The organism is Thiofaba sp. EF100, from assembly GCF_039822285.1.
Taxonomy (GTDB): domain Bacteria; phylum Pseudomonadota; class Gammaproteobacteria; order Halothiobacillales; family Halothiobacillaceae; genus Thiofaba.
On record NZ_JBAJEY010000005.1, the window covers coordinates 109096 to 129028 of the forward strand.

Annotated in this window: 22 protein-coding genes and 3 tRNA genes; 15 read left to right on the plus strand and 10 right to left on the minus strand. The window is 68.2% G+C overall.

Going from position 1 to position 19933, the window contains the following annotated elements:
• Nucleotides 1-31: 31 nt before the first annotated feature.
• The 6 genes from gspI to gspN are packed head-to-tail and all read left to right on the plus strand — an operon-like array spanning nucleotide 32 to nucleotide 4301.
• Entirely contained in the window at nucleotides 32-421 is a 390-nt protein-coding gene (gene gspI / locus V6D91_RS09485; RefSeq protein WP_347319918.1) for a type II secretion system minor pseudopilin GspI, read from the plus strand.
• On the plus strand, nucleotides 418-1032 hold the full coding sequence (gspJ, locus tag V6D91_RS09490) for a type II secretion system minor pseudopilin GspJ (RefSeq protein WP_347319920.1): 615 nt from the start codon (nucleotides 418-420) through the stop codon (nucleotides 1030-1032). The genes gspI and gspJ overlap by 4 nt, the downstream gene beginning before the upstream one ends.
• Nucleotides 1029-1949 carry a type II secretion system minor pseudopilin GspK gene (gene gspK / locus V6D91_RS09495; protein ID WP_347319922.1) on the plus strand — a complete coding sequence of 307 codons (921 nt, stop codon included), beginning with the start codon at nucleotides 1029-1031 and terminating at the stop codon, nucleotides 1947-1949. Before gspJ ends, gspK begins: the two co-directional genes overlap by 4 nt.
• Nucleotides 1949-3064: a type II secretion system protein GspL gene (gene gspL, locus V6D91_RS09500; RefSeq protein ID WP_347319923.1), complete on the plus strand. Its 1116-nt coding sequence runs from the start codon at nucleotides 1949-1951 to the stop codon at nucleotides 3062-3064. Before gspK ends, gspL begins: the two co-directional genes overlap by 1 nt.
• Nucleotides 3061-3549, plus strand: coding sequence for a type II secretion system protein M (locus V6D91_RS09505; protein WP_347319925.1), 489 nt, complete (start codon nucleotides 3061-3063; stop codon nucleotides 3547-3549). Before gspL ends, V6D91_RS09505 begins: the two co-directional genes overlap by 4 nt.
• On the plus strand, nucleotides 3549-4301 hold the full coding sequence (gspN, locus tag V6D91_RS09510; RefSeq protein ID WP_347319927.1) for a type II secretion system protein N: 753 nt from the start codon (nucleotides 3549-3551) through the stop codon (nucleotides 4299-4301). Before V6D91_RS09505 ends, gspN begins: the two co-directional genes overlap by 1 nt.
• 148 nt (nucleotides 4302-4449) lie before the next feature.
• Here gspN and yrfG read toward each other — a convergent pair whose 3' ends face one another.
• Nucleotides 4450-5124 carry a GMP/IMP nucleotidase gene (gene yrfG, locus V6D91_RS09515; RefSeq protein ID WP_347319929.1) on the minus strand — a complete coding sequence of 225 codons (675 nt, stop codon included), beginning with the start codon at nucleotides 5122-5124 and terminating at the stop codon, nucleotides 4450-4452.
• 105 nt (nucleotides 5125-5229) lie between these two features.
• Between yrfG and V6D91_RS09520 the strand changes: the two genes are divergently transcribed.
• The 6 genes from V6D91_RS09520 to V6D91_RS09545 are packed head-to-tail and all read left to right on the plus strand — an operon-like array spanning nucleotide 5230 to nucleotide 9594.
• The gene (locus V6D91_RS09520) at nucleotides 5230-6939 is read left to right on the plus strand and encodes a bifunctional diguanylate cyclase/phosphodiesterase (RefSeq protein WP_347319931.1); all 1710 of its coding nucleotides are present in this window, start codon (nucleotides 5230-5232) and stop codon (nucleotides 6937-6939) included.
• A 19-nt stretch (nucleotides 6940-6958) separates the two neighbouring features.
• Nucleotides 6959-7375: an RNA polymerase-binding protein DksA gene (gene dksA, locus V6D91_RS09525; protein ID WP_347319932.1), complete on the plus strand. Its 417-nt coding sequence runs from the start codon at nucleotides 6959-6961 to the stop codon at nucleotides 7373-7375.
• Nucleotides 7376-7377: 2 nt separating this feature from the next.
• Nucleotides 7378-7938, plus strand: a complete 561-nt coding sequence (locus tag V6D91_RS09530) for a peptidylprolyl isomerase (protein ID WP_347319933.1) — start codon at nucleotides 7378-7380, stop codon at nucleotides 7936-7938.
• A 5-nt stretch (nucleotides 7939-7943) separates the two neighbouring features.
• Nucleotides 7944-9023, plus strand: a complete 1080-nt coding sequence (gene rnd / locus V6D91_RS09535; RefSeq protein WP_347319935.1) for a ribonuclease D — start codon at nucleotides 7944-7946, stop codon at nucleotides 9021-9023.
• A 14-nt stretch (nucleotides 9024-9037) separates the two neighbouring features.
• Entirely contained in the window at nucleotides 9038-9271 is a 234-nt protein-coding gene (locus tag V6D91_RS09540) for a BolA/IbaG family iron-sulfur metabolism protein (RefSeq protein ID WP_347319937.1), read from the plus strand.
• A 5-nt stretch (nucleotides 9272-9276) separates the two neighbouring features.
• A complete protein-coding gene (locus V6D91_RS09545) occupies nucleotides 9277-9594 on the plus strand; it encodes a DUF1244 domain-containing protein (protein ID WP_347319939.1) in 318 nt (105 codons plus the stop codon).
• A 239-nt stretch (nucleotides 9595-9833) separates the two neighbouring features.
• On the opposite strand, the gene V6D91_RS09550 is transcribed toward V6D91_RS09545, so the two are convergent.
• Entirely contained in the window at nucleotides 9834-10805 is a 972-nt protein-coding gene (locus tag V6D91_RS09550; RefSeq protein ID WP_347319941.1) for a hypothetical protein, read from the minus strand.
• 13 nt (nucleotides 10806-10818) lie between these two features.
• Here V6D91_RS09550 and V6D91_RS09555 point away from each other — a divergent pair, with 13 nt between their 5' ends.
• Entirely contained in the window at nucleotides 10819-11580 is a 762-nt protein-coding gene (locus tag V6D91_RS09555; RefSeq protein WP_347319943.1) for a hypothetical protein, read from the plus strand.
• Nucleotides 11581-11585: 5 nt separating this feature from the next.
• Here V6D91_RS09555 and V6D91_RS09560 read toward each other — a convergent pair whose 3' ends face one another.
• From V6D91_RS09560 to V6D91_RS09575, 4 genes are all read right to left on the minus strand, one after another.
• A complete protein-coding gene (locus tag V6D91_RS09560) occupies nucleotides 11586-12071 on the minus strand; it encodes a peroxiredoxin (RefSeq protein WP_347319945.1) in 486 nt (161 codons plus the stop codon).
• A gap of 125 nt (nucleotides 12072-12196) precedes the next feature.
• A tRNA-Asp gene (locus V6D91_RS09565) sits at nucleotides 12197-12273 on the minus strand.
• A 32-nt stretch (nucleotides 12274-12305) separates the two neighbouring features.
• Nucleotides 12306-12381, minus strand: a tRNA-Val gene (locus V6D91_RS09570).
• 7 nt (nucleotides 12382-12388) lie between these two features.
• Nucleotides 12389-12464: transfer RNA gene (locus V6D91_RS09575), tRNA-Gly, on the minus strand.
• 234 nt (nucleotides 12465-12698) lie between these two features.
• Here V6D91_RS09575 and V6D91_RS09580 point away from each other — a divergent pair.
• Together V6D91_RS09580 and V6D91_RS09585 are read left to right on the plus strand one after the other, a co-directional pair.
• Nucleotides 12699-13001: a c-type cytochrome gene (locus tag V6D91_RS09580; protein WP_347319946.1), complete on the plus strand. Its 303-nt coding sequence runs from the start codon at nucleotides 12699-12701 to the stop codon at nucleotides 12999-13001.
• A gap of 17 nt (nucleotides 13002-13018) precedes the next feature.
• Nucleotides 13019-14299 (plus strand): NAD(P)/FAD-dependent oxidoreductase, encoded by a 1281-nt coding sequence (locus V6D91_RS09585; RefSeq protein WP_347319947.1) that lies wholly within the window; start codon nucleotides 13019-13021, stop codon nucleotides 14297-14299.
• A 52-nt stretch (nucleotides 14300-14351) separates the two neighbouring features.
• On the opposite strand, the gene V6D91_RS09590 is transcribed toward V6D91_RS09585, so the two are convergent.
• The 4 genes from V6D91_RS09590 to V6D91_RS09605 form a co-directional block, all read right to left on the minus strand.
• Nucleotides 14352-14912 (minus strand): phosphatase PAP2 family protein, encoded by a 561-nt coding sequence (locus V6D91_RS09590; RefSeq protein WP_347319948.1) that lies wholly within the window; start codon nucleotides 14910-14912, stop codon nucleotides 14352-14354.
• Nucleotides 14912-16060 (minus strand): glycosyltransferase family 1 protein, encoded by a 1149-nt coding sequence (locus V6D91_RS09595; protein WP_347319950.1) that lies wholly within the window; start codon nucleotides 16058-16060, stop codon nucleotides 14912-14914. The genes V6D91_RS09590 and V6D91_RS09595 overlap by 1 nt, the downstream gene beginning before the upstream one ends.
• A 93-nt stretch (nucleotides 16061-16153) precedes the next feature.
• Entirely contained in the window at nucleotides 16154-18676 is a 2523-nt protein-coding gene (locus tag V6D91_RS09600) for an EAL domain-containing protein (RefSeq protein WP_347319951.1), read from the minus strand.
• Complete coding sequence (locus tag V6D91_RS09605; protein WP_347319952.1) at nucleotides 18673-19902, minus strand: PfkB family carbohydrate kinase; 1230 nt, start codon at nucleotides 19900-19902, stop codon at nucleotides 18673-18675. The genes V6D91_RS09600 and V6D91_RS09605 overlap by 4 nt, the downstream gene beginning before the upstream one ends.
• Between the last annotated feature and the right edge of the window lie 31 nt (nucleotides 19903-19933).

A 19933-nucleotide genomic window follows, 5' to 3' on the forward strand; every position in this document is an offset into this window, starting at 1 on the left:
TACGCGGCCCCCACAGCCGAGCCAAGCACTTGTGAGAGCGGCATGTCGCCGCGAAGGCCATGCATGCGGCTTCACCCTGCTGGAGGTGCTGGTGGCCCTGACCATCCTGGCCCTGGCGCTGGGGGCACTGATCAAGACCGGAGGGGATCATGCCGCCCTGATCGACGGGCTGGGGGAGCGCACGCAGGGGTATCTCGTGGCGGAAAACCAGTTGCAGCGCTTTCGCCTGGAGGGGCTGTGGCCGGAGGCCGGGGTGCGCAAGGACAGCCTGGAACACGCCGGGCGGCGCTGGTTGTGGCAGGCAAGCTTTGAGACCACGCCGGACCCGGACCTCGTGCGCGTGACCCTGGAGGTGAAAAGCCGCGAGGATGGGCCGGTCGCTGCCCGCCTGACCGGCTTTCTGGCGAGGCCTGGCGGATGAGGGCACGCGGCTTCACCCTGCTGGAGCTTCTGGTGGCCCTGGCGATCTTCGCCTTTCTGGGCGTGATGGCCTACGGGGGGCTCGCGGCCATGCTGCGGATGGGCGAGGGGACCTCAGCCGCGCGCGAGGACCTGGCCACCTTGCAGCGCAACGTGCGCCTTCTGGAGGAGGACATGGCCTTCGTGCTGGCGCGGCCGGTGCGGGACGGGCTGGGCTCGCCGCATCTTGCCTTCATGAGCGGGCGGGATGGGACGACGCTGCTCGAGTTCTCCCGCGCCACCCGCCCGCTCGAAGGGCTGTTCCCCTCGCCCATCGAAAGGGTGCGCTATGTGCTGGCCGACGGCGCGCTGCTACGCCAGAGCTGGAACCCGCCCGACGCCGCCCGGCTGGAGCCGGATCAGACCCAGCCCCTCTGGCCCGCCGTGGAGACGGTGAGCCTGCGCTTCGTCGACCGCCAACAACAGTCCTTCACCAGCTGGCCCCCGCCGAACGTCGAGCAGCCGGGGCTGCCGCGCGCCGTCGAGTGGACCCTTCAGCCCAAGGGCCAGGCGGCCATGCGCCTGCTTCTGCCCCTGCCGGAGCTCCCGCCGCCCGGGGGGGGCAAGCCATGAAGCAAAGACAGCACGGCATCGCCCTCATCACCGCCCTGCTGGTGCTGGCGATCGCGGTGGTGCTGGCGGCCAGCCTCGCCCACGAAGGGGCACTGGCCCTGCGGCGCAGCGAGAACCTGCTGCACCACACCCAGGCCGCGGCCTATCTTCAGGGCGCGGAGGATTGGGCGCGGCGCATCCTCGCCCGCGATGCACGCGAGGTGGATCACCTGGGCGAGGCCTGGGCCACGCCGCTGCCGCCCATCCCGGTGGAGGGCGGGGAGATCACCGGCCGCCTGATCGACCTGCAAGGGCGGCTGAACCTCAACGCCCTGCTCGCCTCGGACAACAGCCTCGCCCCTCTGCACGCACGGCGACTGGCCTGCCTGTTGCAAAAGGCAGGCATCGAGCGCCCCGAGGCGGCGCTCGAAACCCTGGCCGACTGGCAGGATCAGGATGGCGAGGTGCGCCCGCTGGGGGCGGAGGATGGTGCCTATGCCAACCTGCCCCACCCTTACCGCACCGGCAACCAGCCGCTCCTGGCGGCAGGCGAGCTGGCCCTGATCCAGGGCTTCTCCGCCGAGGCCGTGGCCCGGCTCACGACCTTGACCGCGGCCCTGCCCAAAGACGCCACCCTCAACCTTAATACCGCCCCACCGGAGGTTTTGGCCTGCCTGGGCGAGGGCTTGACGCCGGAAGACTGGCGCGCCTTCCTCGAAACCCGCGCCAAGACCCCGCTCAAGAAGGTGGATGAGCTTCTCGCCCAGGCCCCCTTCCAGGGCAGGCTCGACGCCGCGGGGCTGGGCGTCACGAGCCAGGTCTTTCTCCTGGAGGCCGAGGCGCGCATTGGCAGGACGGTGGCGCGCCGTTACAGTGTGCTGCTGCGAGAAACCAACGGAACCGTGCGCGTGCAAAGCCGCTTTCAGGAGAACCCCTGATGCCTGCCCCGCTGATGACCCTGCGCCCCCTGGGGGATGAGCGCATCGCCTGGGTGCTGGAGCAGGAGGGACGCATCCAAAAAGGTGAATCCGCCTGGGCGGATCTCCCCCGCCCGCCCGAGGCCACCCGCATCCGGCTGCTGTTCCCCGGCGATGGGGTCACCCACGCCGCCGTGCGCCTGGCGGCCCGCAGCGCCAAGCTGATCGCCCAAGCCCTGCCCTACGCCCTGGAGGAGCAGCTGGCCGAAGACGTGGAACAGCTTTCCATCGCCCACGGCCCGCGCGATGGCACGGGGCTGGTGCAGGCCCGCGTGGTGCGCCGCGACGTGCTGGAGCGGCTGCTGGAGCGCCTGCGCGGGCAGGGCCTTGAGCCGCAAGCCGCCTACAGCGAGCTGGACGCCCTGCCGCCCCCGGAACACGGCTGGGTCACCCTGGACTGGGCGGGTCTGCGTCTGGCCCGGGGGGCCGGCGGCGAGGCCCTCGCGCTCGAGCCTGAGCTGCTCGCCCCGCTGTTGGGCGATGCGCCCGTGCAGACCCTCCCCGTGCAAGACCATCCCCTCATCTGGCTGCACCAACACCTCAACGAAGCCCGGGCCATTGACCTGCTTGGCCACGATCAGCGCGAGGATGTGCTCGAACGCCTGCGCCCGTGGCGCGTTCCGGCCGGCATCGCCGCCCTCGCCCTGCTCCTGCACGGAGGGCTCATGGGCCTGGAGACCCACCGCCTGAATCAGGAGCGGGCCGCCATGCAGGCCGAGATCGAACGCATCGCACGCGAGGCCGCGCCCGAGGTCAGACGCTGGGTCAACCCCGTCGTCCAGCTGCGCCAGCTGGCCACGGGCGGCACGGCGGCCCCGGCCGAGAGCGGCATGCTCGACCTGCTCGCCAAGCTGGCCCCCGCCCTGGCGGCCCGGCCCGAGATCAAGCTCGGCAACCTGCGCTTCCAGGGAGGGACGCTCGAGGCCCAACTCAGCGCGGCGGAAGGCGGCAGCCTGGAGGCCCTGCTCGAAACGCTGCGCAAGCCCCAAGGCGTTTCAGCGGAGCTGGCGGAACAGCGCGTGGAAGACGGGCAGGCCACGGCCCGCCTGCGCTTGAAGGGAAAACGGACATCATGAAGGACATCAGGAACAGGTGGGCCGCCATGAGCGCCCGTGATCGCCGCATCCTTCTGCTTGGCACCGCCATCAGCCTCCCCCTGCTTGGCTGGGCACTGGCCTGGCAGCCGCTGGAGGCCGCGCGCGAGACAGCCCGCACGGCGCATGCCGAGACGGCCGCCCAGCATGCAGAGGTGCGCGCCCTGGCCGGGCAGGTCGCCAGCCGTGCCAAGAGCGGAGGCGGCGCCGCGGGCGCGCAGAGCCCCCTGACCGCCGTCGAGACCGTGGCCCGCGACCAGCGCCTGCTGGAGCAGCTCAAGCGCCGCGAAGCGGACGGCGCGAACGGGGTCCGCCTGGTGCTGGAGCATGCCCCGGCGGACGCCCTGATGCGCCTGCTGGAGCGCCTTGATCAGCAGCACGGACTGCGGGTCGTCCAAGCCCAGATCGATCCCGCCGGCCCCGGGCGGGTAAACGCCTCGATCACCCTGCAGCGCGGAGGGGCCTGATGACCCGCCCCATGCTCGGCTGGGGCATGCTGGCCCTGCTGTCCTACCTGCTTTTCCTGCTCCTCACCCTGCCCGCCCAGCGCGTGGCGGCCTGGAGCGGCGCTCCCCTGACGGAGGTGCGCGGCAGCCTGTGGACAGGCTCGGGCACCCTCACGCTCCAGGGCGAGAACCTGCGCAACCTGCAGTGGCGACTGCATCCCGTCTGGCCCTGGCAGGGCGTGCTCGGGGCCGAGGTCATGGCCGAACATCAGGGCTGGCAGGCCACAGGAGCGGTTCGACTGGGCTGGAACGGCGCTCTGCACGTGCACGACGCCACCCTGAGCGGCCCGCTCGATGCCCCCCTCCTCGCCCGCCGCCTGCCCTTGCCGCTGACCGGCCAGGCACGTCTCGCCATCCCGCACGCCGTATGGCAGAGGGAAGGTCTACGCAAGGCTGAAGGCGTGACCCTGGAGGTCTTCAAGCCCAAGCTCACGCTGGGCGAGGCGCTGGCCCTCGGCGATCTTGTCGCCGAGCTCGACGTGGTGGACGGCCGACTGGACGGCCGACTGCACGACAAGGGCGGCCCGCTTGAGCTCGCGGGCCAGCTCCAAGGCGACGCACGCAGCGGGCTCGCCTTGGAGGCCCGCCTCAAGGCCCGCCCGGGCGCACCGACCGTCTTGGCCGACAACCTGCGCCTTTTGCCCGCCGCGCCGGAAGGCGGGGCGCGCATCCATGCCCGCCTGACCGCCCCGTGGCTGGCGCAGCCAAAATAGGAGGCCCGCCCCAGGCCAATCATGCCCGCTGCTTTATCGCGCCGAGGGCGGCGCTCCTACGGACAGGGCGGTAGGAGGCCCGCCCTCGGGCCGATGCATCACTCCTGCAGACGGCGTGTAGGAGGCCGCCCCCGGGCCGATGCATCACTCACCCCTGATACGGCGGCGGCAGGAGCTCAGCGAACCCATCGATCAGCTCGAAGCCGTCGGCCACCACCTCCTCCCCCCGGCTGTCGGGCCGGCGCACCCCGCGCAGGAAGCGGATACCTGCCTCACGCGCGCTCTCCAACACGTGCAGGTTGTCGTCCACCAGCAGGGTGCGGGCGGGATCAAAGGGCTGCTGGCTGCGCAGACGGGCCCAGAAGCCGGGGGCCTCCTTCGGCAAGCCGAAGGCATGGGCGGACAGCACCGCATCCAGGTGCCCGCCGAGTGGGGTGCGGGCCAGCTTCAGCGCCAGGCTCGCGGGATGGGCATTGGTCACCAGCACGGCCTGCCGACCGCTGGCTCGCACCGCGTCGAGGAATTCGATGACCTGCGGATGCACGGCGATCAGGTGCGCCACCTCCTGCTTGAGCGCAATCACGTCCAGCCCGAGGCTCGCCGTCCAGTAATCCAGGCAGTACCAGTCCAGCGTGCCACGCACCGCGCTGTAGCGGGCCAACAGCTCGTCACGTGCCCGCGGCACGGGCAGCCCCTCGCGCTCAGCGAAGCGCCGGGGCAGGTGCTCCAGCCAGAAGTGATTGTCGAAATGCAGGTCGAGCAGGGTGCCGTCCATGTCCAGCAGCACCGTGTCGATCCCGCGCCAGTCCAATCCCGCGCTCATAACAAGCCTATCTCCTGGGCAACAAATACAGTTTATTGGACGGAGGACCGACCGGGCTGCACACTGCGGAATATTTTGCCACCCCTATCCGTCGTAACCTTTTTCGTGAACAACGCTCCACTTGGGCCTGACCGCCTCCTTGCCTCCACCTCCGTGCCCCTGGTGCACGTCGCTGCCGACGGGACGGTGCGGTGGGGCAACGATGCCTTCGCCCGGCTGTGCAACGTACCGCAGCCGGCGCTCGCAGGCCGCGCGCTGACCGATCTGTGCTGGCTATGCACCGACGGGACCTGCGCCTACCGCGGACGGGGGCTGCCCTTTGCCCAGCTCGACTGCCTGTGCGGCGACCTGCTGGTCTGCCCGGCCCCCACCCTCAGCCACGAGACCGGGAGCTGCCGCCCGATTCGCCTCGCCAGCCGGACCCTGGAGGATGGCAGCCTGCTGCTCGAATTCCACGACAACAGTGAGGCGGTCAACCTGCGCCAGCAGCTGGAGGAGGCTCGCCAGCGCGACGAACTGACCGGCCTGCGGAACCGCCAGGCCCTGATCGAGCTCCTGAAGGAGACACACGCCCATGGCGACTATGCCATCCTGCTGATCGACATCGACCGCTTCAAGGTCATCAACGATTACTACGGGCAGGAGCAAGGCGATAACACCCTGATTGCACTCAGCCGCTATGTCAGCGACGGCCTGGAGGAAGGGCAATGCATCGGCCGCTGGAGCGGACACGAGTTCCTCTGCCTGCTGCCGGACACCTCCATCGAACAAGCCCACAGCCTGGCCGAGGCCATCCGCCATCACGTCCGCCACAGCTTCCAGCGCGACCATGACCGGCCGGACCAGCCCCATACGGTCACCATCAGTATCGGCGTGGCCTCGCGCAACCCCTCGGATGGCAGCTTCGAGACGGTGATCGCGCGTGCCGATGCCGCGCTCTACCAGGCCAAGCGGCGTGGCCGCAACCGGGTTGCCACCGAACAGGACTTCAGCAAGAGCATCTTCATCGCCAGCGCGGAGATCGAGGCCGCCCTGCAGGAGGAGCGCCTGATCCCCGCCTACCAGCCGATCGTCGAGCTCGCGAGCAGGCGCGTGGTGGCCGACGAGGCCCTGGCCCGCATCCGCGGGCGGGATGGCGGCCTGCTGCCTGCCGGCCTGTTCATCGAGGCGGCCAGCGAACTGCAGATCGCCCACCGCATCGACCAGGCCATCGTGACCCAGGCCATCCAGCGCTGTGCCCGCCAGGTCATCGCCGCCCCCGACGCCACCCCGATCCACCACTTCCTCAATATCTCGACCGACCTGTTGCGCCACCCCCGGCGCATCGAGGCCATCCTGGCCGCAGCGCGCCTCTCCGCCGAGCAGTGCGGCATGCAGTGCTCGACGTCCAAGCCCCTGGTGATCGAGATCACCGAGCGCGAGCTGGTCAGCGACCCGCGCGAAGCGCTGGAGATCCTGCGCCCCTTCCTCGACTTCGGCCTGCAAATCGCGGTGGACGACTTCGGCAGCGGCTACTCATCGTTCCTCTACCTACTCGACCTGCCCGTCACCTACCTCAAGATCGAGGGCGAACTGGTCCGCAGGATGCGCAAGGAGCCCAAGGCGCACGCCATCATCCAGGGCATCCAGTCCATCGCCGACCAGCTCGGACTGACCACCATCGCCGAATTCATCGAGGATGAGGAAACCGCGCGCATGCTGACCGATCTCGGCGTGAACTGGGGCCAGGGCTACCTGTTCGGCCGCCCCACGATCGAAGAGCCAGGCGCGGCTTGCGGCCCCACGCCCCCCTCCCTATACTCCGGCCTTTCCTAAGCGATCGCAGCACTTCGCCATGAGCATCGAACTCCCTGAAGGTTACCGTCCCTCGGAAGACGAGGAATACATGAACCCCATGCAGCTGGAGTACTTCCGCCGCAAGCTGCTGGCCTGGAAACAGGAGCTGATGGAGGAGTCCGACTCCACCCTCAACCACCTGCGCGAGGAAAACTGGCAGGAGCCGGACATCAACGACCGCGCCACCCTGGAATCGGATGCCGCGCTGGAACTGCGCACCCGCGACCGCTACCGCAAACTGATCAACAAGATCGACAAGGCGCTCAATCGCATTGCCGACGGCTCCTACGGCTACTGCGAGGAGAGCGGCGAGGAGATCGGCATCAAGCGCCTGGAAGCCCGCCCGATCGCCACCCTGACCATCGAGGCCCAGGAGAAGCACGAGCGTCTCGAAAAAGTCCGCCGCGAGGAGTGACCGTGCTTCGCGCCCTGTCCCTGCTTCTCACCACCCTCCTCACCCTACCCGCTTGGGCCGGCCCGAAGGTCGTGCTGGAGACCTCCCAGGGCGAGATCACCTTGGAGCTGGACGCAGACAAGGCGCCCAAGACGGTGGAGAACTTCCTCGCCTACGTGCGTGAAGGGCACTACGACGGCACGATCTTCCACCGCGTCATCCCGGACTTCATGATCCAGGGCGGCGGCTTCGCCGCGGATTTCCAGCAGAAGCCCACCCGCGCCCCGATCCAGAACGAGGCCAACAACGGCCTGAAGAACGTGCGCGGCAGCATCGCCATGGCCCGCACCGGCAACCCGCACAGCGCCACCGCGCAGTTCTTCATCAACACGGTGGACAACGCCTATCTGGACTTCCAGGCCCCCACCCCCCAGGGCTGGGGCTACACGGTGTTCGGCAAGGTCATCGCGGGCATGGACGTGGTCGACCGCATCCAGCGCCTGCCCACCGGCCCCGGCGGTCCCTTCCGCAGTGACGTGCCGCGCGAGACCGTGCTGATCCAGAAGGCCCGCATCCTGCCCTGACCGCGTTGATCCCGACCATCGACACCCCGGACGGCCTGCACGCGCTGACCGCCGCACTGGCCGGCACGGCCGTGCTGGCCCTCGACACCGAGTTCCTGCGCGAGCGCACCTACCGCCCGCAGCTCTGCCTTGTGCAGCTGGCGACCGGCGCCACCGCCGCCTGCCTGGACCCCCTCGCGCTCGAAGACCTGCAACCGCTCACCGAACGGCTGAGCGACCCGGCGCAGACCAAGGTCCTGCATGCCGCAAGCCAGGACCTCGAAGTGCTCTACCTGCGCCTCGGCATCCTGCCCGCCCCGCTGTTCGACACCCAGATCGCCGCCGCCCTGTGCGGCCTGGGTGAGCAGATCGGCTATGCCGCGCTCATCGAGCGCCTGTTCGGCGTGCAGTTGGAGAAAGCCCACAGCCGCACCGACTGGTCGCGCCGCCCCTTGAGCCACGAGCAGCTGCGCTACGCGCTCGAGGACGTGCACTACCTGCCCGAGGCCCACGCCATCCTGGAATCGCGCCTGATGGCCCTCGGCCGACTCGAGTGGCTGCGGGAGGACTGCGAAGCCCTGCTCGATCCCGCGCGCTGGAGCGTGGACCCCCTCGAAGCCTGGCGCCGCATCAAGGGCTGGCAACGCCTGCCCCCCGCTGTCTTCCCGCGCCTGCGCCAGCTCGCCGCCTGGCGTGAGCGCCGTGCCCAGGCCCTCGATCGCCCGCGTCGCTGGGTGATGGACGACGACACCCTGCTCCAGCTCGCCAGCCGCCCGCCCGCGAATATCCACGCACTGCTGCACGGCGGCCTACTGCCCCCCGGCCTGCGCGGCGCCGCCGACGACATCATGGCCGCACTCGAAGTGGCCCGGACGGACGAACTCCCGCCCCCCCCAGCCTGGACCCCCATGCGCGGCGAGGAGCGGGCTCGCTTCGAGCGCCTGACCTCGGCCATCGACCGGCTGGGCGCCACGCTCGACCTGCCCGCGGGCCTCTTGCTCTCGCGCGCCGAACTGGAACGCCTTGCGCGCGGTCAAACCACGCTCGAGGCCCTTCACGGCTGGCGCGGAGAGCTCCTGCGCGAGCCCCTCGGTAACGCCCTCTGATCCGCGAGCCCCGCATGAATCCGAACGACCTGATCCAGCGCATCCAGACCGCCATCCCCGACGCCGAGGTCATCCCCTCCGGCGAGGGCTGCAGCTTCAACCTGACCGTGGTGAGCGCGAGTTTCGCCGGCGAGCCACTGCTCAAACGGCATCGCAGAGTGATGGCGGCGCTCAACGATCTGATCGCGAGCGGCGAACTGCACGCCGTGACGCTCAAGACCCATACCCCCGAAGAATCCCGAGGCTGATCCCCATGGACAACCCGACCCGCACCGAACTCGAGGCCGCTGCCTTCCGCCGCCTGATCGCCCACCTGCAGGAACGCACCGATGTGCAGAACATCGACCTGATGAACCTGGCCGGTTTCTGTCGCAACTGCTTCTCCAAGTGGCTCAAGGCCGCTGCGGACGAGCGCGGTGTCACCCTGAGCTTGGATCAGGCGCGTGAGATGGTCTACGGCATGCCCTACGAGGACTGGAAGGCGAAGTACCAGAAAGAGGCCAGCGCCGAGAAGCAGGCGGTCTTCGAGAAGGCCTTCGAACGCACCCACGGCCATCCGCATCAGGGCTGAGTTTCGAGGCACCCTGAAGTGTTCCCTCCCCCTTGGCGGGGGAGGGTTAGGGAGAGGGGGAGGATGAGCTTCAAGGCCTGCCTCACCCTCTCCCCCGGCCCCTCCCCCTCAAGGGGGAGGGGAGGTTGCGTGATGCTGGGACCAACCCTTTCCCATGGACCATCTGGGTTGAAAAGACAGTTGCCCTCACATGAGCAAGCCCAAGCTGTGGGAGCGGCGTGTCGCCGGAGACCTGAACCTCACCCACTGATCGGCTGGGTACGCCCCTCGAAGGGGCTGTTCATCTGCCCGCTGACCGTGCCCGCGGGCAGCTCCGGCCAGCGGCCCGCCTTCAATGTATTCACCAACTCGGCCTTGAGCGCAGCCGCATCCCGCCCGGCATAGGGCGTGGTGCCGCCGCTCGTCAGGGCATCGACATAGGCCTCGGCGATGGCCTTGGCCTCACCCCACTGCGCGGCCTTGGCCGTACCGCCGAGTTCGTTCGGCAGGCGTACCCAATGGTCGCGCACGATCAGAAGCACCTTGGCCATCGCCATGCCCAGCACGTCGTCGGCATTCATCGGCTGCCCCCCCTCAAGGATGGCGCGCATGACCTCAGCCGCCGCCGGATCCTTGCGCCCCTGCTCGAGCACCGCCGCGAGCGCGCGCGGCGCCCCCTGCAAGAGCTGCTGCGCGCCCACCGGGAAGCCCATCCCGCCCGTACTGTCGATCTGCACCGCGGCAAGCTCAAGGGCCTGCCCCACACGCGGCAGGCCGAGACTCCGTGCCTTGGCGGCACCGAAACGGGCACGCTCGGGGGTCACCGCCATGCCATCCCCCAACCATTTGTAGAAAATGGTGCCCACATTCTCCCGTTCGAGATACTCGTCCTTGCCCTCGCGCCAGCCCTTGAGCTCACCCACCGCAAAGGTCTTGCGCAGGACCGGTGCGTCCGGGTTGTCGGACAGCACCTCCGCACCCGACAATGGGCTGTTCGCCCCGGGGTGGCAGGTGCCATACAGGGTCTTGCCCTTGCCCGGCACCAGCTCGCGCATGACCACCACGGCCTTGTCGCCCTCGAGCGCCTCGACGATGCCGGTGGCATAGCCATCCTCGCGCAGGTGCTCGGAATACATGGGAATGAATACCCGATCGCCCACATGGACCTGGGCCTGGGCCGCGCCAGCCAAGGCCAGCAGGGCGAGGAGCGCAAAGCGCTGCGCATGTTTCATCGACAAGAACCTCATGAGTAACTCAACCCGACAACTGATCTTCTCCGCCCAGGACGACTTCGGCCCGGTCGAAGTCTGGCGCACCCCCGAAGGGTTGGTCCTAGGCCTTGGCAACGCGATCGAACAGACCCGGGTCCTGCCGCACAATCGCAATCACCTCTGCTTCAGCTACCTGCGCTACATGCTGCTGACCCTGCTGTGGAAGCCGAAGCCCCGGCGCGCCCTGATCCTCGGCATGGGCGGCGGAGCGCTGGCCCGCAGCCTGCTCGCCGCCTTCCCCAAGCTCGAGATCGACGCGATCGAGCTACGCCCGGCGGTGGTGCGGGCCGCGCGTGAGGCCCTCGGCCTGCCCGAGGACCCGCGCCTGGCGGTGCACATTATGGATGCAGCCGAGTTCGTGCGGAACGCCCCGGCCTCCCACTATGATCTGATCCTCACCGATTTGTTCGATGCCCAGGGCATGGTGCCCGCGCTAGGCGAGGCCGCGTTCCAGCAGGAGTGCGTACGAATCCTCGCCCCGCGCGGGGCGCTGGCCTCGAACCTGTGGCGCTATCCTCTGGAGGACTACCTCGCGGCGAGCATCGCAATGGAGCAGGCTTATCCCTGGCTGGCCTTCGTCACCGTGCCCGAGCGCGACCAGACCATCGCCCTGGGCGCGAGGGACTTCCCCGCCCACGTGCGCGACACGGCCCACATCGGCCGCAAACACGGGCTCGAACTGCCCGCCTACTGGCGCGAGCTGGTGCGCCAGAACCCGAGACTCTTCCGCACCTGAGCCCGTCAACCGCGCAAGGCTTCGAGCACCGCCTCGGCCCGGCTGTGGGCAAGACCCGACTCGTCCACGCCGAGCCATTTGAGCACCCCATCCTCCACGATCATGGCATAACGCTTGGAGCGCAGCCCCATGGCCGCCTTGCGCATGTCGCGCCCCATCCCCAGGGCGGCGGTCCACTCGCCGTTGCCATCGGAGAGGAAGGTGATGTGCTCAGGCTCACCATGCGCCTTGGCCCAGGCGCGCATGACGAAGGGGTCGTTCACCGCCAGGCAGACGATGGCATCCACGCCCGCGGCCTTCAGCGCATCCGCATGCACGATGAACCCCGGCAGGTGCTCGTCGGAGCAGGTGGGGGTGAAGGCCCCGGGCACGGCAAACAGAACCACCCGACGGCCGCGGAACAGCTCCGGGGTGGCGATCTCCTCGAGACCCGCCTCACCGCGGCGGTAGAGGGTCCCCTCAGGCAGGGGGCGGCCGATCGTCAGACTCATGGTGCGTCTCCTCAATGCTGCGCTGCCTCTCAAGGCTAGCACGCGGCCGAGGGTGAGAATCCGCACAACCTCGCGGGGCGGAAAAGAAAAAAGCGCCCGGTTTCCCAAGGCGCTTTTTTGAAGAGTGGCGGAGCGGACGGGGCTCGAACCCGCGACCCCCGGCGTGACAGGCCGGTATTCTAACCAACTGAACTACCGCTCCGAAAACGGTTGCTGCATTGTAGCAGCCTTGTCTGGTGGGTGGTGAGGGGATCGAACCCCCGACATTCGCCTTGTAAGGGCGACGCTCTACCAGCTGAGCTAACCACCCGGAAAACTGGAGCGGGAAACGAGACTCGAACTCGCGACCCCAACCTTGGCAAGGTTGTGCTCTACCAACTGAGCTATTCCCGCGTCAGCCTCACGGCTTGTGTGGAGGCGCATTATACGGAGCGATACAGGATGTGCAAGCCCTTTTTCACCGCCGCGGTAAAAAAACGTTCATCAATGGAGGCATAAAAACTTTGTCTTTGTTCGGGGACGAGGTTGGGAGCAATTTTATTGATGGAGCCAGACAGACGGGACATGTCCACGAACTGCGCTGAATCCCCATAACAAAACAACAAAATCACCACCAAGGAGGACGAGATGCCTCGCACAGCCTCTCTCATTGGCGCAGCGCTGATGCTGGGGGCGGCCGCCACCGCCCATGCCGCGCCCAGCGGTCAGACCATCGGCTTCACCTGCTTCGCTTGCCATGGCGACATGGGCAAGGGTACAGCCACCATCCCCCCCCTCGCCGGTCGATCCGCGGAGTCGCTCTACGAGCAACTGATCGCCTTCAAGACCGGCAAACGCCCCGCCACCGTGATGGATCGTCACGCCAAGGGCTACTCCGACGAGGAACTGCACGCCGTTGCGGAATACTTCGCCAGCCTGCCCGCCAAGTGAAGCCAAGGAGTTCGAACATGACGCTCTCACGTCGTTCCTTTCTGAAACTGGCCGGCGCCTCGGCCGCCCTCGGTGCCCTCACAGGCTGTGCCATGGAGCCGCGCGGAGCGGGCGGGCACGTGGTCGTGGTCGGTGGCGGTTTCGGTGGCGCAGCCGCCGCCAAATACATTCGCCGCCTGGATCCCTCGATCAAGGTCACCCTGATCGACGCCAACCTGTCGAACTATTACACCTGCCCGTTCAGCAACCTCGTGCTCGGCGGCCAGATGGAGATGAAGGACCTCAAGGTCAGCTTCGACGCCCTGCGCGACAAGCATGGCGTGCAGCTGATCGAGGATCATGTGGACGGCATCGACGCTGACAAACGCACCGTCAAGCTCAAGAGCGGCAAGACGCTGGGCTATGACAAGCTCGTCCTCTCCCCGGGCATCGAACTGAGCTATGAAAAGATCGCCGGTTACAGCAAGGACGTAGCCGAGAAGCTGCCGCACGCCTGGAAGGCGGGCGCGCAGACAACCCTCCTGCGCAAGCAACTGGAGGCCATGAAGGACGGGGGTACGTTCGTGATGGTGGCCCCGCCCAACCCCTACCGCTGCCCGCCCGGCCCCTACGAGCGCGCCGCCGTGGTGGCCGACTACCTCAAGAAGCACAAGCCCAAGTCCAAGATCATCATCCTCGACCCGAAGGACAAGTTCTCCAAGCAGGGCCTGTTCATGGAGGCCTGGGAAACCCTCTACCCCGGCATGATCGACTGGGTGGGGCCGGATCGCGGCGGGGTGGTCACCGCAGTGGACGCAGGTTCGATGACCGTCACGACCAAGGATGGCGACAAGATCAAGGCGGATGTGATCAACGTCATCCCGCCGATGCAGGCCGGCAAGATCGTCACTGCCTCCGGCCTTGCGGACGACAAAGGCTGGGCGCCGGTCAACCAGCGTACCTTCGAGTCCAGCAAGGCCAAGAACGTCTACGTGATTGGTGACAGCTGCATCGCCGGCCCCGTACCCAAGTCGGGCTATGGGGCGAACTCCGAGGCGAAGATTGCCGCAGCAAGCATCGTCAATGCCCTCAACGGCGCGGAGCCGGGCGATCCGAAGTTCGTCAACACCTGCTACAGCTACGTCTCCGCTCAGGACGCCATCTCCGTGGCCGGGGTGTACGAGCTGGATGCCGAGAACAAGATCATCGAGGTCAAGGGCTCAGGCGGTGTGTCGGCCAAGGAGGGTAAGAACTGGAAGGCGGAGGCCATCTTCGCCAAGGGGTGGTACGAGGGTATCCGCCAGGACACCTGGGGCTGATCCAGCCTCCCCCTCGAGCAACCCCCGCCTTCGTTGCGGGGGTTCTTTTTTGCTACTGCGCCAACAGGGCGAGCATGGCCAAGAGCCCGCCAAGCAGCGCCCCGGCCAGCACGTCGGAGAGATAGTGCAGCCCAAGCACCATGCGCGAGGCGGCCACCAACAGCGCAAACGGCACCACCAGCCAGGCCAGCTCCGGCGCATAGGCGGTGAGTTGCAGCGAGAAATTGACCGCGTGCAGGGTGTGGCCCGATGGGAAACTGTATTTATCCAAGGGATGCACGCTCAACCGGATGCCATCGCACACCGCGCAGGGGCGCGGACGGGCGGTGAGCTTCTTGATCGCCCCGTACAGCAACAGCCCCACGAGGGCGGTGCCAAGCATCCAGCCGACCGGCTGGAAGGCGACCAACCCATCGTGCCAGGCCAGCCCAAGCAGGATGGCATACCAGCCGATGCCATCCCCCAACCGGCTGGCCGTGGCGAACACGGCGCGGACTGGCCGAAATCCGCTCAGACGATTGGCGGCCAGAGTGACGGCCTGCTCCCAGCCGAGATAACGGTGCAACCCCATCCGAAACCACGTCGTGGGCGGGGCAAGACGGGGGCTATTCATCAGGCGACCCTCCTCGGTGAAGTGGTTGCGGCAGCGAGCACCTCGAGCCACATGGACTCGAGCTGGCGTACGATGCCGGCCCAGCTTTGCTGTTCGGCGCGCTCACGCGCGGCCTGCCCCAGACGTGCCGCCAGCCCGTCATCCTCAACGAGGCGGACGGCCTGGTGCAGGAAGGCCTCTTCGTCGCCGACAGGGGCCACCAGGCCGCAGCGGCCATCGTCGATCAGCAGGCGGGCCGCTGCGTAATCAAAGGCCAGCACGGCGAGGCCGGAGGCCATGGCCTCAAGCAGGACGTTGCCGAAGGTCTCGGACAGGCTCGGGAAGACGAACAGGTCGGCGCTGGCGTAATGGGCCGCCAGCGCCTCGCCGACCTGGGCACCCGCGAAGTGGATGTCGGGGTGGGACTGGCGCAGGCTGGCCGCGAGCGGACCATCCCCTACCATCACCGCGCGCAGCTCGGGGCACCGCTCGCGCATGGCCTGGATGGCGCGCACGAACAGGTCCAGGTTCTTCTCCGCCGCCAGCCGCCCGACATACAGCGCCACCGGGGTGTCCGGCCCGGCACCCCAGCGCTCGCGCAGCGCGGGGTCGCGCCGGGCGGGGTGGAACAGCTCGGCGTCGACCCCGCGCCCCAGCACCCGCAGCCGTTCGAAGCCCTCCGCCGCACATTGCTCGCACTGGTCCTCGGTCGGGATCAGGGTGAAGGCGGTGGCGTTGTGGAAATGGCGCAGGTAGGCCAGCACCGGGCCGCTCAGCCAGGGCAGGCCGTAATGGCGGGCATAGACATGGAAATGGGTGTGCAGGCTGGACGTGACAGGGATGCCGAGGGCGCGTGCCGTGCGCAGCGCGGAGTAGCCGAGCGGGCCCTCGGTGTCGATGTGCACCACATCCGGGCGCAGGCAGGTCCACCGGGCACGCAGGCGGTGACCGGCAGGCAGACCGAACTGCATGGCGGAATAGCCGGGCACCGGCACGCCGCGGACGCGCAACTCTCCCTCCTCAAGCGGCGAGGATGGCCCCCTGGGCTCGGGACGCACAAGGTCCACGCGATGGCCCAGCCCACGCAGCTCGCGCACCATGGCCACGAGCGTGCGGGCGACACCGTTCAGTTCGGGGGCATAGGTTTCGGTGACCAGCGCGATGCGCATCGTGCACACCCTTGGGCAGCAACAGGTGCGTCCAAGGATGCGATGCGCAGATGAAGGGTTGGTGACGGTGAGCCGGGCCTCAGCCGGGGCGGGTCAGAGAAGGCACTGATCGAACAGCCGCTCCACCTCCGACGCGGGCGCCGGCCGGCCGATCAGATACCCCTGCAACAGGTCGCAGCCGAGCGATTCGAGATAGAGCCGCTGCTCGTTCGTCTCCACCCCCTCGGCCACCACGAGCAACCCCAGGCTGTGTCCCATCGCGATGATGGCGCGCACGATGGCCAGATCCCCGGGATCGGCGAGGATGTCGCGCACGAAGCTGCGGTCGATCTTGATCAGGTCGAAGGGGAAGCGCTTGAGGTAGCCGAGTGACGAATAGCCCGTGCCGAAGTCATCGAGGGCGACGCGCACGCCCAGGGCCTTCAGTTCGATCAGGGTCTGCAGGGCGCGCTCCGGGTCACGCAGCAGGGCCGATTCGGTAATCTCGATCTCGAGCAGGTCGGGCGCCAATCCCGTCTCGTCCAGGGTCGCGATCACCTGCGCCAGGAAATCGGGATGCTGGAGCTGCAGGGGAGAGACATTGACCGCCATGCGCACCCGGATACCCAGGCGCTCCTGCCAATGCACCGCCTGCTCACACGCGGTGCGTAGCACCCACGCGCCCAACTGCAGGATCAGTCCGCCGTCCTCCGCCATGGCGACGAAACGGTCCGGGGGGATGGGGCCGCGCTGCGGGTGATGCCAGCGTGCAAGGGCTTCGACGCTCTCCACCTTCAGACCGGCCGCGTCCAGCTGGGGCTGGTAGTTCAGCCTGAGCCCCCCCTTCTCCAGGGCGGAGCGCAGGTCCCCCAGCATCATCAGGCGTTCGCTCGCCGCGTCGTTCAGCCCCCCCTCGTAGAAGGCGTAGGTGTTGCGCCCGAGTTCCTTGGCGCGGTACATGGCGCTGTCGGCATACATCATCAGCGTGGTGGCATTGCCCGCATCCCGCGGGGCAAAGCTGATGCCAGCGCTGCCCGTCACGAACAGGCTGAGCGCATCCACCTGAAACGGGGCCCCCAACCCGCGGATCAGGCGCCGCGCGATCTCCTCGGCCTCGGCCCGCTCGCCCAGCCCCTCGAGCAGCACGACGAACTCATCCCCGCCGAGGCGCGCCAGCAGGTCGCCCTCGCGCAGGGCGGAGCGGAAGCGCGAGGCCACCTGCTGCAGGAGCGCATCCCCCACATGGTGGCCGTAGGTGTCGTTGATCGCCTTGAAGTGGTCAAGATCAAGGAAGATCACCGCAAGGCTCTGCTGCTCGGGCAGCACGCTCAGGGCATGGTTGAGCCGGTCGACGAAGTGGCTGCGGTTGGCAAGGCCGGTCAGGGCGTCGTGCATGGCCGCATGTTCGAGCCTAGCCTCGGCCTGGGCGCGTTCGGTGATGTCGCGCCCCAGGATCACGAGGTTCTCGCGCCGGCCTCGCGCATCGAACAGAGGCACCTTGATCACGTCGAACACGCGCAGGCCGTCGTCCGGCTGCGGCAACAGCTCGATCCCGCGCGTCGCACCTCCCGCCGCCCACGCCATCTCGTCGGAGGCCGTGCATCCCCGCAGCCCCTCACGGCAGACGGAGAAGGCCAGTTCCGCCACTCCCTCGTCGGTCAGCCCCCGCCACGGCTTGCCCGCCAGGCCATAGAGCCGCTCGCCGGCCGGGTTCATCTCCCGCCAACGCCCCTCGCCGTCCTTGATCAGCATGAAGTCCGGCGAGGCCTCCATCAGGCTGCGCAGCAGGCGCTCACTCTCGCCAAGCGAGGCGATCGCCTGCTCGAGGATGGAGTTGTCGCGCCCGTACACGACGAGGGCCGAGCGCCGTCCCTGCTCGTCGAACAGGGGGACCTTCAGCACGTCGAAATGGTGGATCGTGCCATGGCGATCGGGGATGTCCTCGCGGCCACGGCTGGGCACGCCGGCGCGCCACGCCTTCTCGTCGGTCTCCATGCAGTTCAGGAAGGCCTCGCGGTATTGCGGCAGGGCATAGTCCGCAAGCTCCGCATCCGTCTTGCCGCGGTAATCGACCTTCTCCAGGCCGAACAGACGGAGATCCGACGCGTTGGCCTCCAGCCAGCGCCCTTCGGCATCCTTCAGGCAGATGATGTCCGGCGTGGCGTTCATCACGGTGCGCAGGTGGCTCAAGGTCTTCGCCAGCTCGCGCTCGGCGGCCGCCTGCTCGGTGATGTCCTGCGTGCTGCCGAACATGCGCAGCGGCCGGCCGTCCTCCCCCGCCACCACCTGCCCTTGGTCGAGCAGCAGGCGCACGGCGCCATCAGGGCGACGGATGCGATAGCTGATGCATAGGGGGCTCTGCAAGCGCAGGGCCTCGTCGACGGCATGGAAATAGGCCGGCTGGTCCTCGGCCAGGACCATGGCATGCCAGTCGCGCGCGAGCAGCTGCGGCCGCGCCGGATCCAGGCCATAGATGTCATACATGCCCTGGGTGCAGTCCACCACTTCCTGGCCGAGGTCCCAGCACCAGGCCCCCACAGCCTTGTTGCTGAATCCATCCATGGTTTCGGCCCTCCGGCTGTCACCCCACGAGGCCACGCCGCCCGCTACGGTATCGCTCCTGTTCTGACCGCTCATGGGCGCGCCCCGCCAGGCCGAGCGAGGACGACTTGCCCCTGCGCCACCGTCACCTCGACCGGCGTCAGGGCCTCGCCCCGGCAGGGGCCGGCGATGCAGCGGCCGTCCTCGATCTCGAACAGCGCGCCATGCACCGCGCACAGGATGTAGCGCTGATCGGCGTCGAGGAACGCATCCGGCTGCCAGTTGAGTTCCGCGCCAATGTGCGGGCAGCTGTTGAGGTAGCCCTTCACCGCGCTGCCTTGGCGGACGATGAAGATCGGGCGCATGGCGCCGTCGATCTCGACCTCGAAACCGCGACTGCCCGGATCAGGCAGGCTGGCGAGGGGGCAGAGGCGCTCGCCCGCAGCCATGGCTGCCGGCTCGAACAGGCCGTCGAGCCCCACCTGCCCCACCTTGCGCCCAGCCAGGCGGCAGGCGTCCTCCACGGCCTGCCCGAGGGCGCGGCCGGAAAGCATGGCGTGGATCAGCCCCGCGTTGAAGGTATCGCCCGCGCCAAGGGTATCGACCACATCAGGCGGCGGGAAGGCCGGGCTGTGCAGCACCGCATCGCCCTGCATCGCCCAGGCCCCCTGGTCGCCCCAGGGCAGGATCAGGATGGCACGCGGCGCCCAGGCACGCGCCTCGGCCAGGAACTCTTGCGGCTGCTCGAAGCCGCGGCCGCGGGCGAAGGCGCGCGAGAAGATGATGATGTCGGGGTAGGCCCACAACTGCTCCAGCCCCTCGCGCTCCTTCTCCACCTCGAGCGAGATCGGCTGATCACGCACCATGCTGCGCGCATAGGCGAGCATGGCCGCGAGTTCGTCACAGTTACGCGCCTCGAAGTGCAGCCAGTCGAACGTCTCCACGGGAATCTCCATGAAGTCGTCCATGCCAAACTCAGGCAGGTCACGGTGGTGGATGATGGTGCGCGAGCCGTTGCGCCGGTTGAGGGCGATGTACGAGGTGGGCGCGGCACCGCCCGCCATCCGCCGGGCATGCTCCAGGCCGATGCCGCGCGCCGTAAGCTCCGCCGTGATGCGCTGCCCCCCCATGTCGCCCGCCAGCACCCCGGCAAGGTGGCACTGATGCCCGGCCTGGGCAAGGATGCCAAGGGTGTTGGCGGTATTCCCACCCAGACGCACGGCCTGTTCCAGGGCGCGCACCTCGCTGTCCTCGGCGGGATAGCCATCCACCGTGTTGATGATGTCGAGGGTGGCGATGCCGGTGCCAAGGATGCGTGCCATGCTTTCCGCAAGATGTCTCGGTGAGAGACTC

Coding starts and splice junctions, on each gene's coding strand:
- V6D91_RS09590 (WP_347319948.1), bottom strand. CDS start 14,912: ATGAATAGCCCCCGTCTTGCCCCGCCCACGACGTGGTTTCGGATGGGG.
- V6D91_RS09600 (WP_347319951.1), bottom strand. CDS start 18,676: ATGAGCGGTCAGAACAGGAGCGATACCGTAGCGGGCGGCGTGGCCTCG.
- V6D91_RS09545 (WP_347319939.1), top strand. CDS start 9,277: ATGGACAACCCGACCCGCACCGAACTCGAGGCCGCTGCCTTCCGCCGC.
- V6D91_RS09585 (WP_347319947.1), top strand. CDS start 13,019: ATGACGCTCTCACGTCGTTCCTTTCTGAAACTGGCCGGCGCCTCGGCC.
- V6D91_RS09505 (WP_347319925.1), top strand. CDS start 3,061: ATGAAGGACATCAGGAACAGGTGGGCCGCCATGAGCGCCCGTGATCGC.
- dksA (WP_347319932.1), top strand. CDS start 6,959: ATGAGCATCGAACTCCCTGAAGGTTACCGTCCCTCGGAAGACGAGGAA.
- V6D91_RS09540 (WP_347319937.1), top strand. CDS start 9,038: ATGAATCCGAACGACCTGATCCAGCGCATCCAGACCGCCATCCCCGAC.
- yrfG (WP_347319929.1), bottom strand. CDS start 5,124: ATGAGCGCGGGATTGGACTGGCGCGGGATCGACACGGTGCTGCTGGAC.
- V6D91_RS09560 (WP_347319945.1), bottom strand. CDS start 12,071: ATGAGTCTGACGATCGGCCGCCCCCTGCCTGAGGGGACCCTCTACCGC.
- gspJ (WP_347319920.1), top strand. CDS start 418: ATGAGGGCACGCGGCTTCACCCTGCTGGAGCTTCTGGTGGCCCTGGCG.
- V6D91_RS09595 (WP_347319950.1), bottom strand. CDS start 16,060: ATGCGCATCGCGCTGGTCACCGAAACCTATGCCCCCGAACTGAACGGT.
- gspN (WP_347319927.1), top strand. CDS start 3,549: ATGACCCGCCCCATGCTCGGCTGGGGCATGCTGGCCCTGCTGTCCTAC.
- V6D91_RS09580 (WP_347319946.1), top strand. CDS start 12,699: ATGCCTCGCACAGCCTCTCTCATTGGCGCAGCGCTGATGCTGGGGGCG.
- gspL (WP_347319923.1), top strand. CDS start 1,949: ATGCCTGCCCCGCTGATGACCCTGCGCCCCCTGGGGGATGAGCGCATC.
- V6D91_RS09555 (WP_347319943.1), top strand. CDS start 10,819: ATGAGTAACTCAACCCGACAACTGATCTTCTCCGCCCAGGACGACTTC.
- V6D91_RS09605 (WP_347319952.1), bottom strand. CDS start 19,902: ATGGCACGCATCCTTGGCACCGGCATCGCCACCCTCGACATCATCAAC.
- gspK (WP_347319922.1), top strand. CDS start 1,029: ATGAAGCAAAGACAGCACGGCATCGCCCTCATCACCGCCCTGCTGGTG.
- V6D91_RS09550 (WP_347319941.1), bottom strand. CDS start 10,805: ATGAAACATGCGCAGCGCTTTGCGCTCCTCGCCCTGCTGGCCTTGGCT.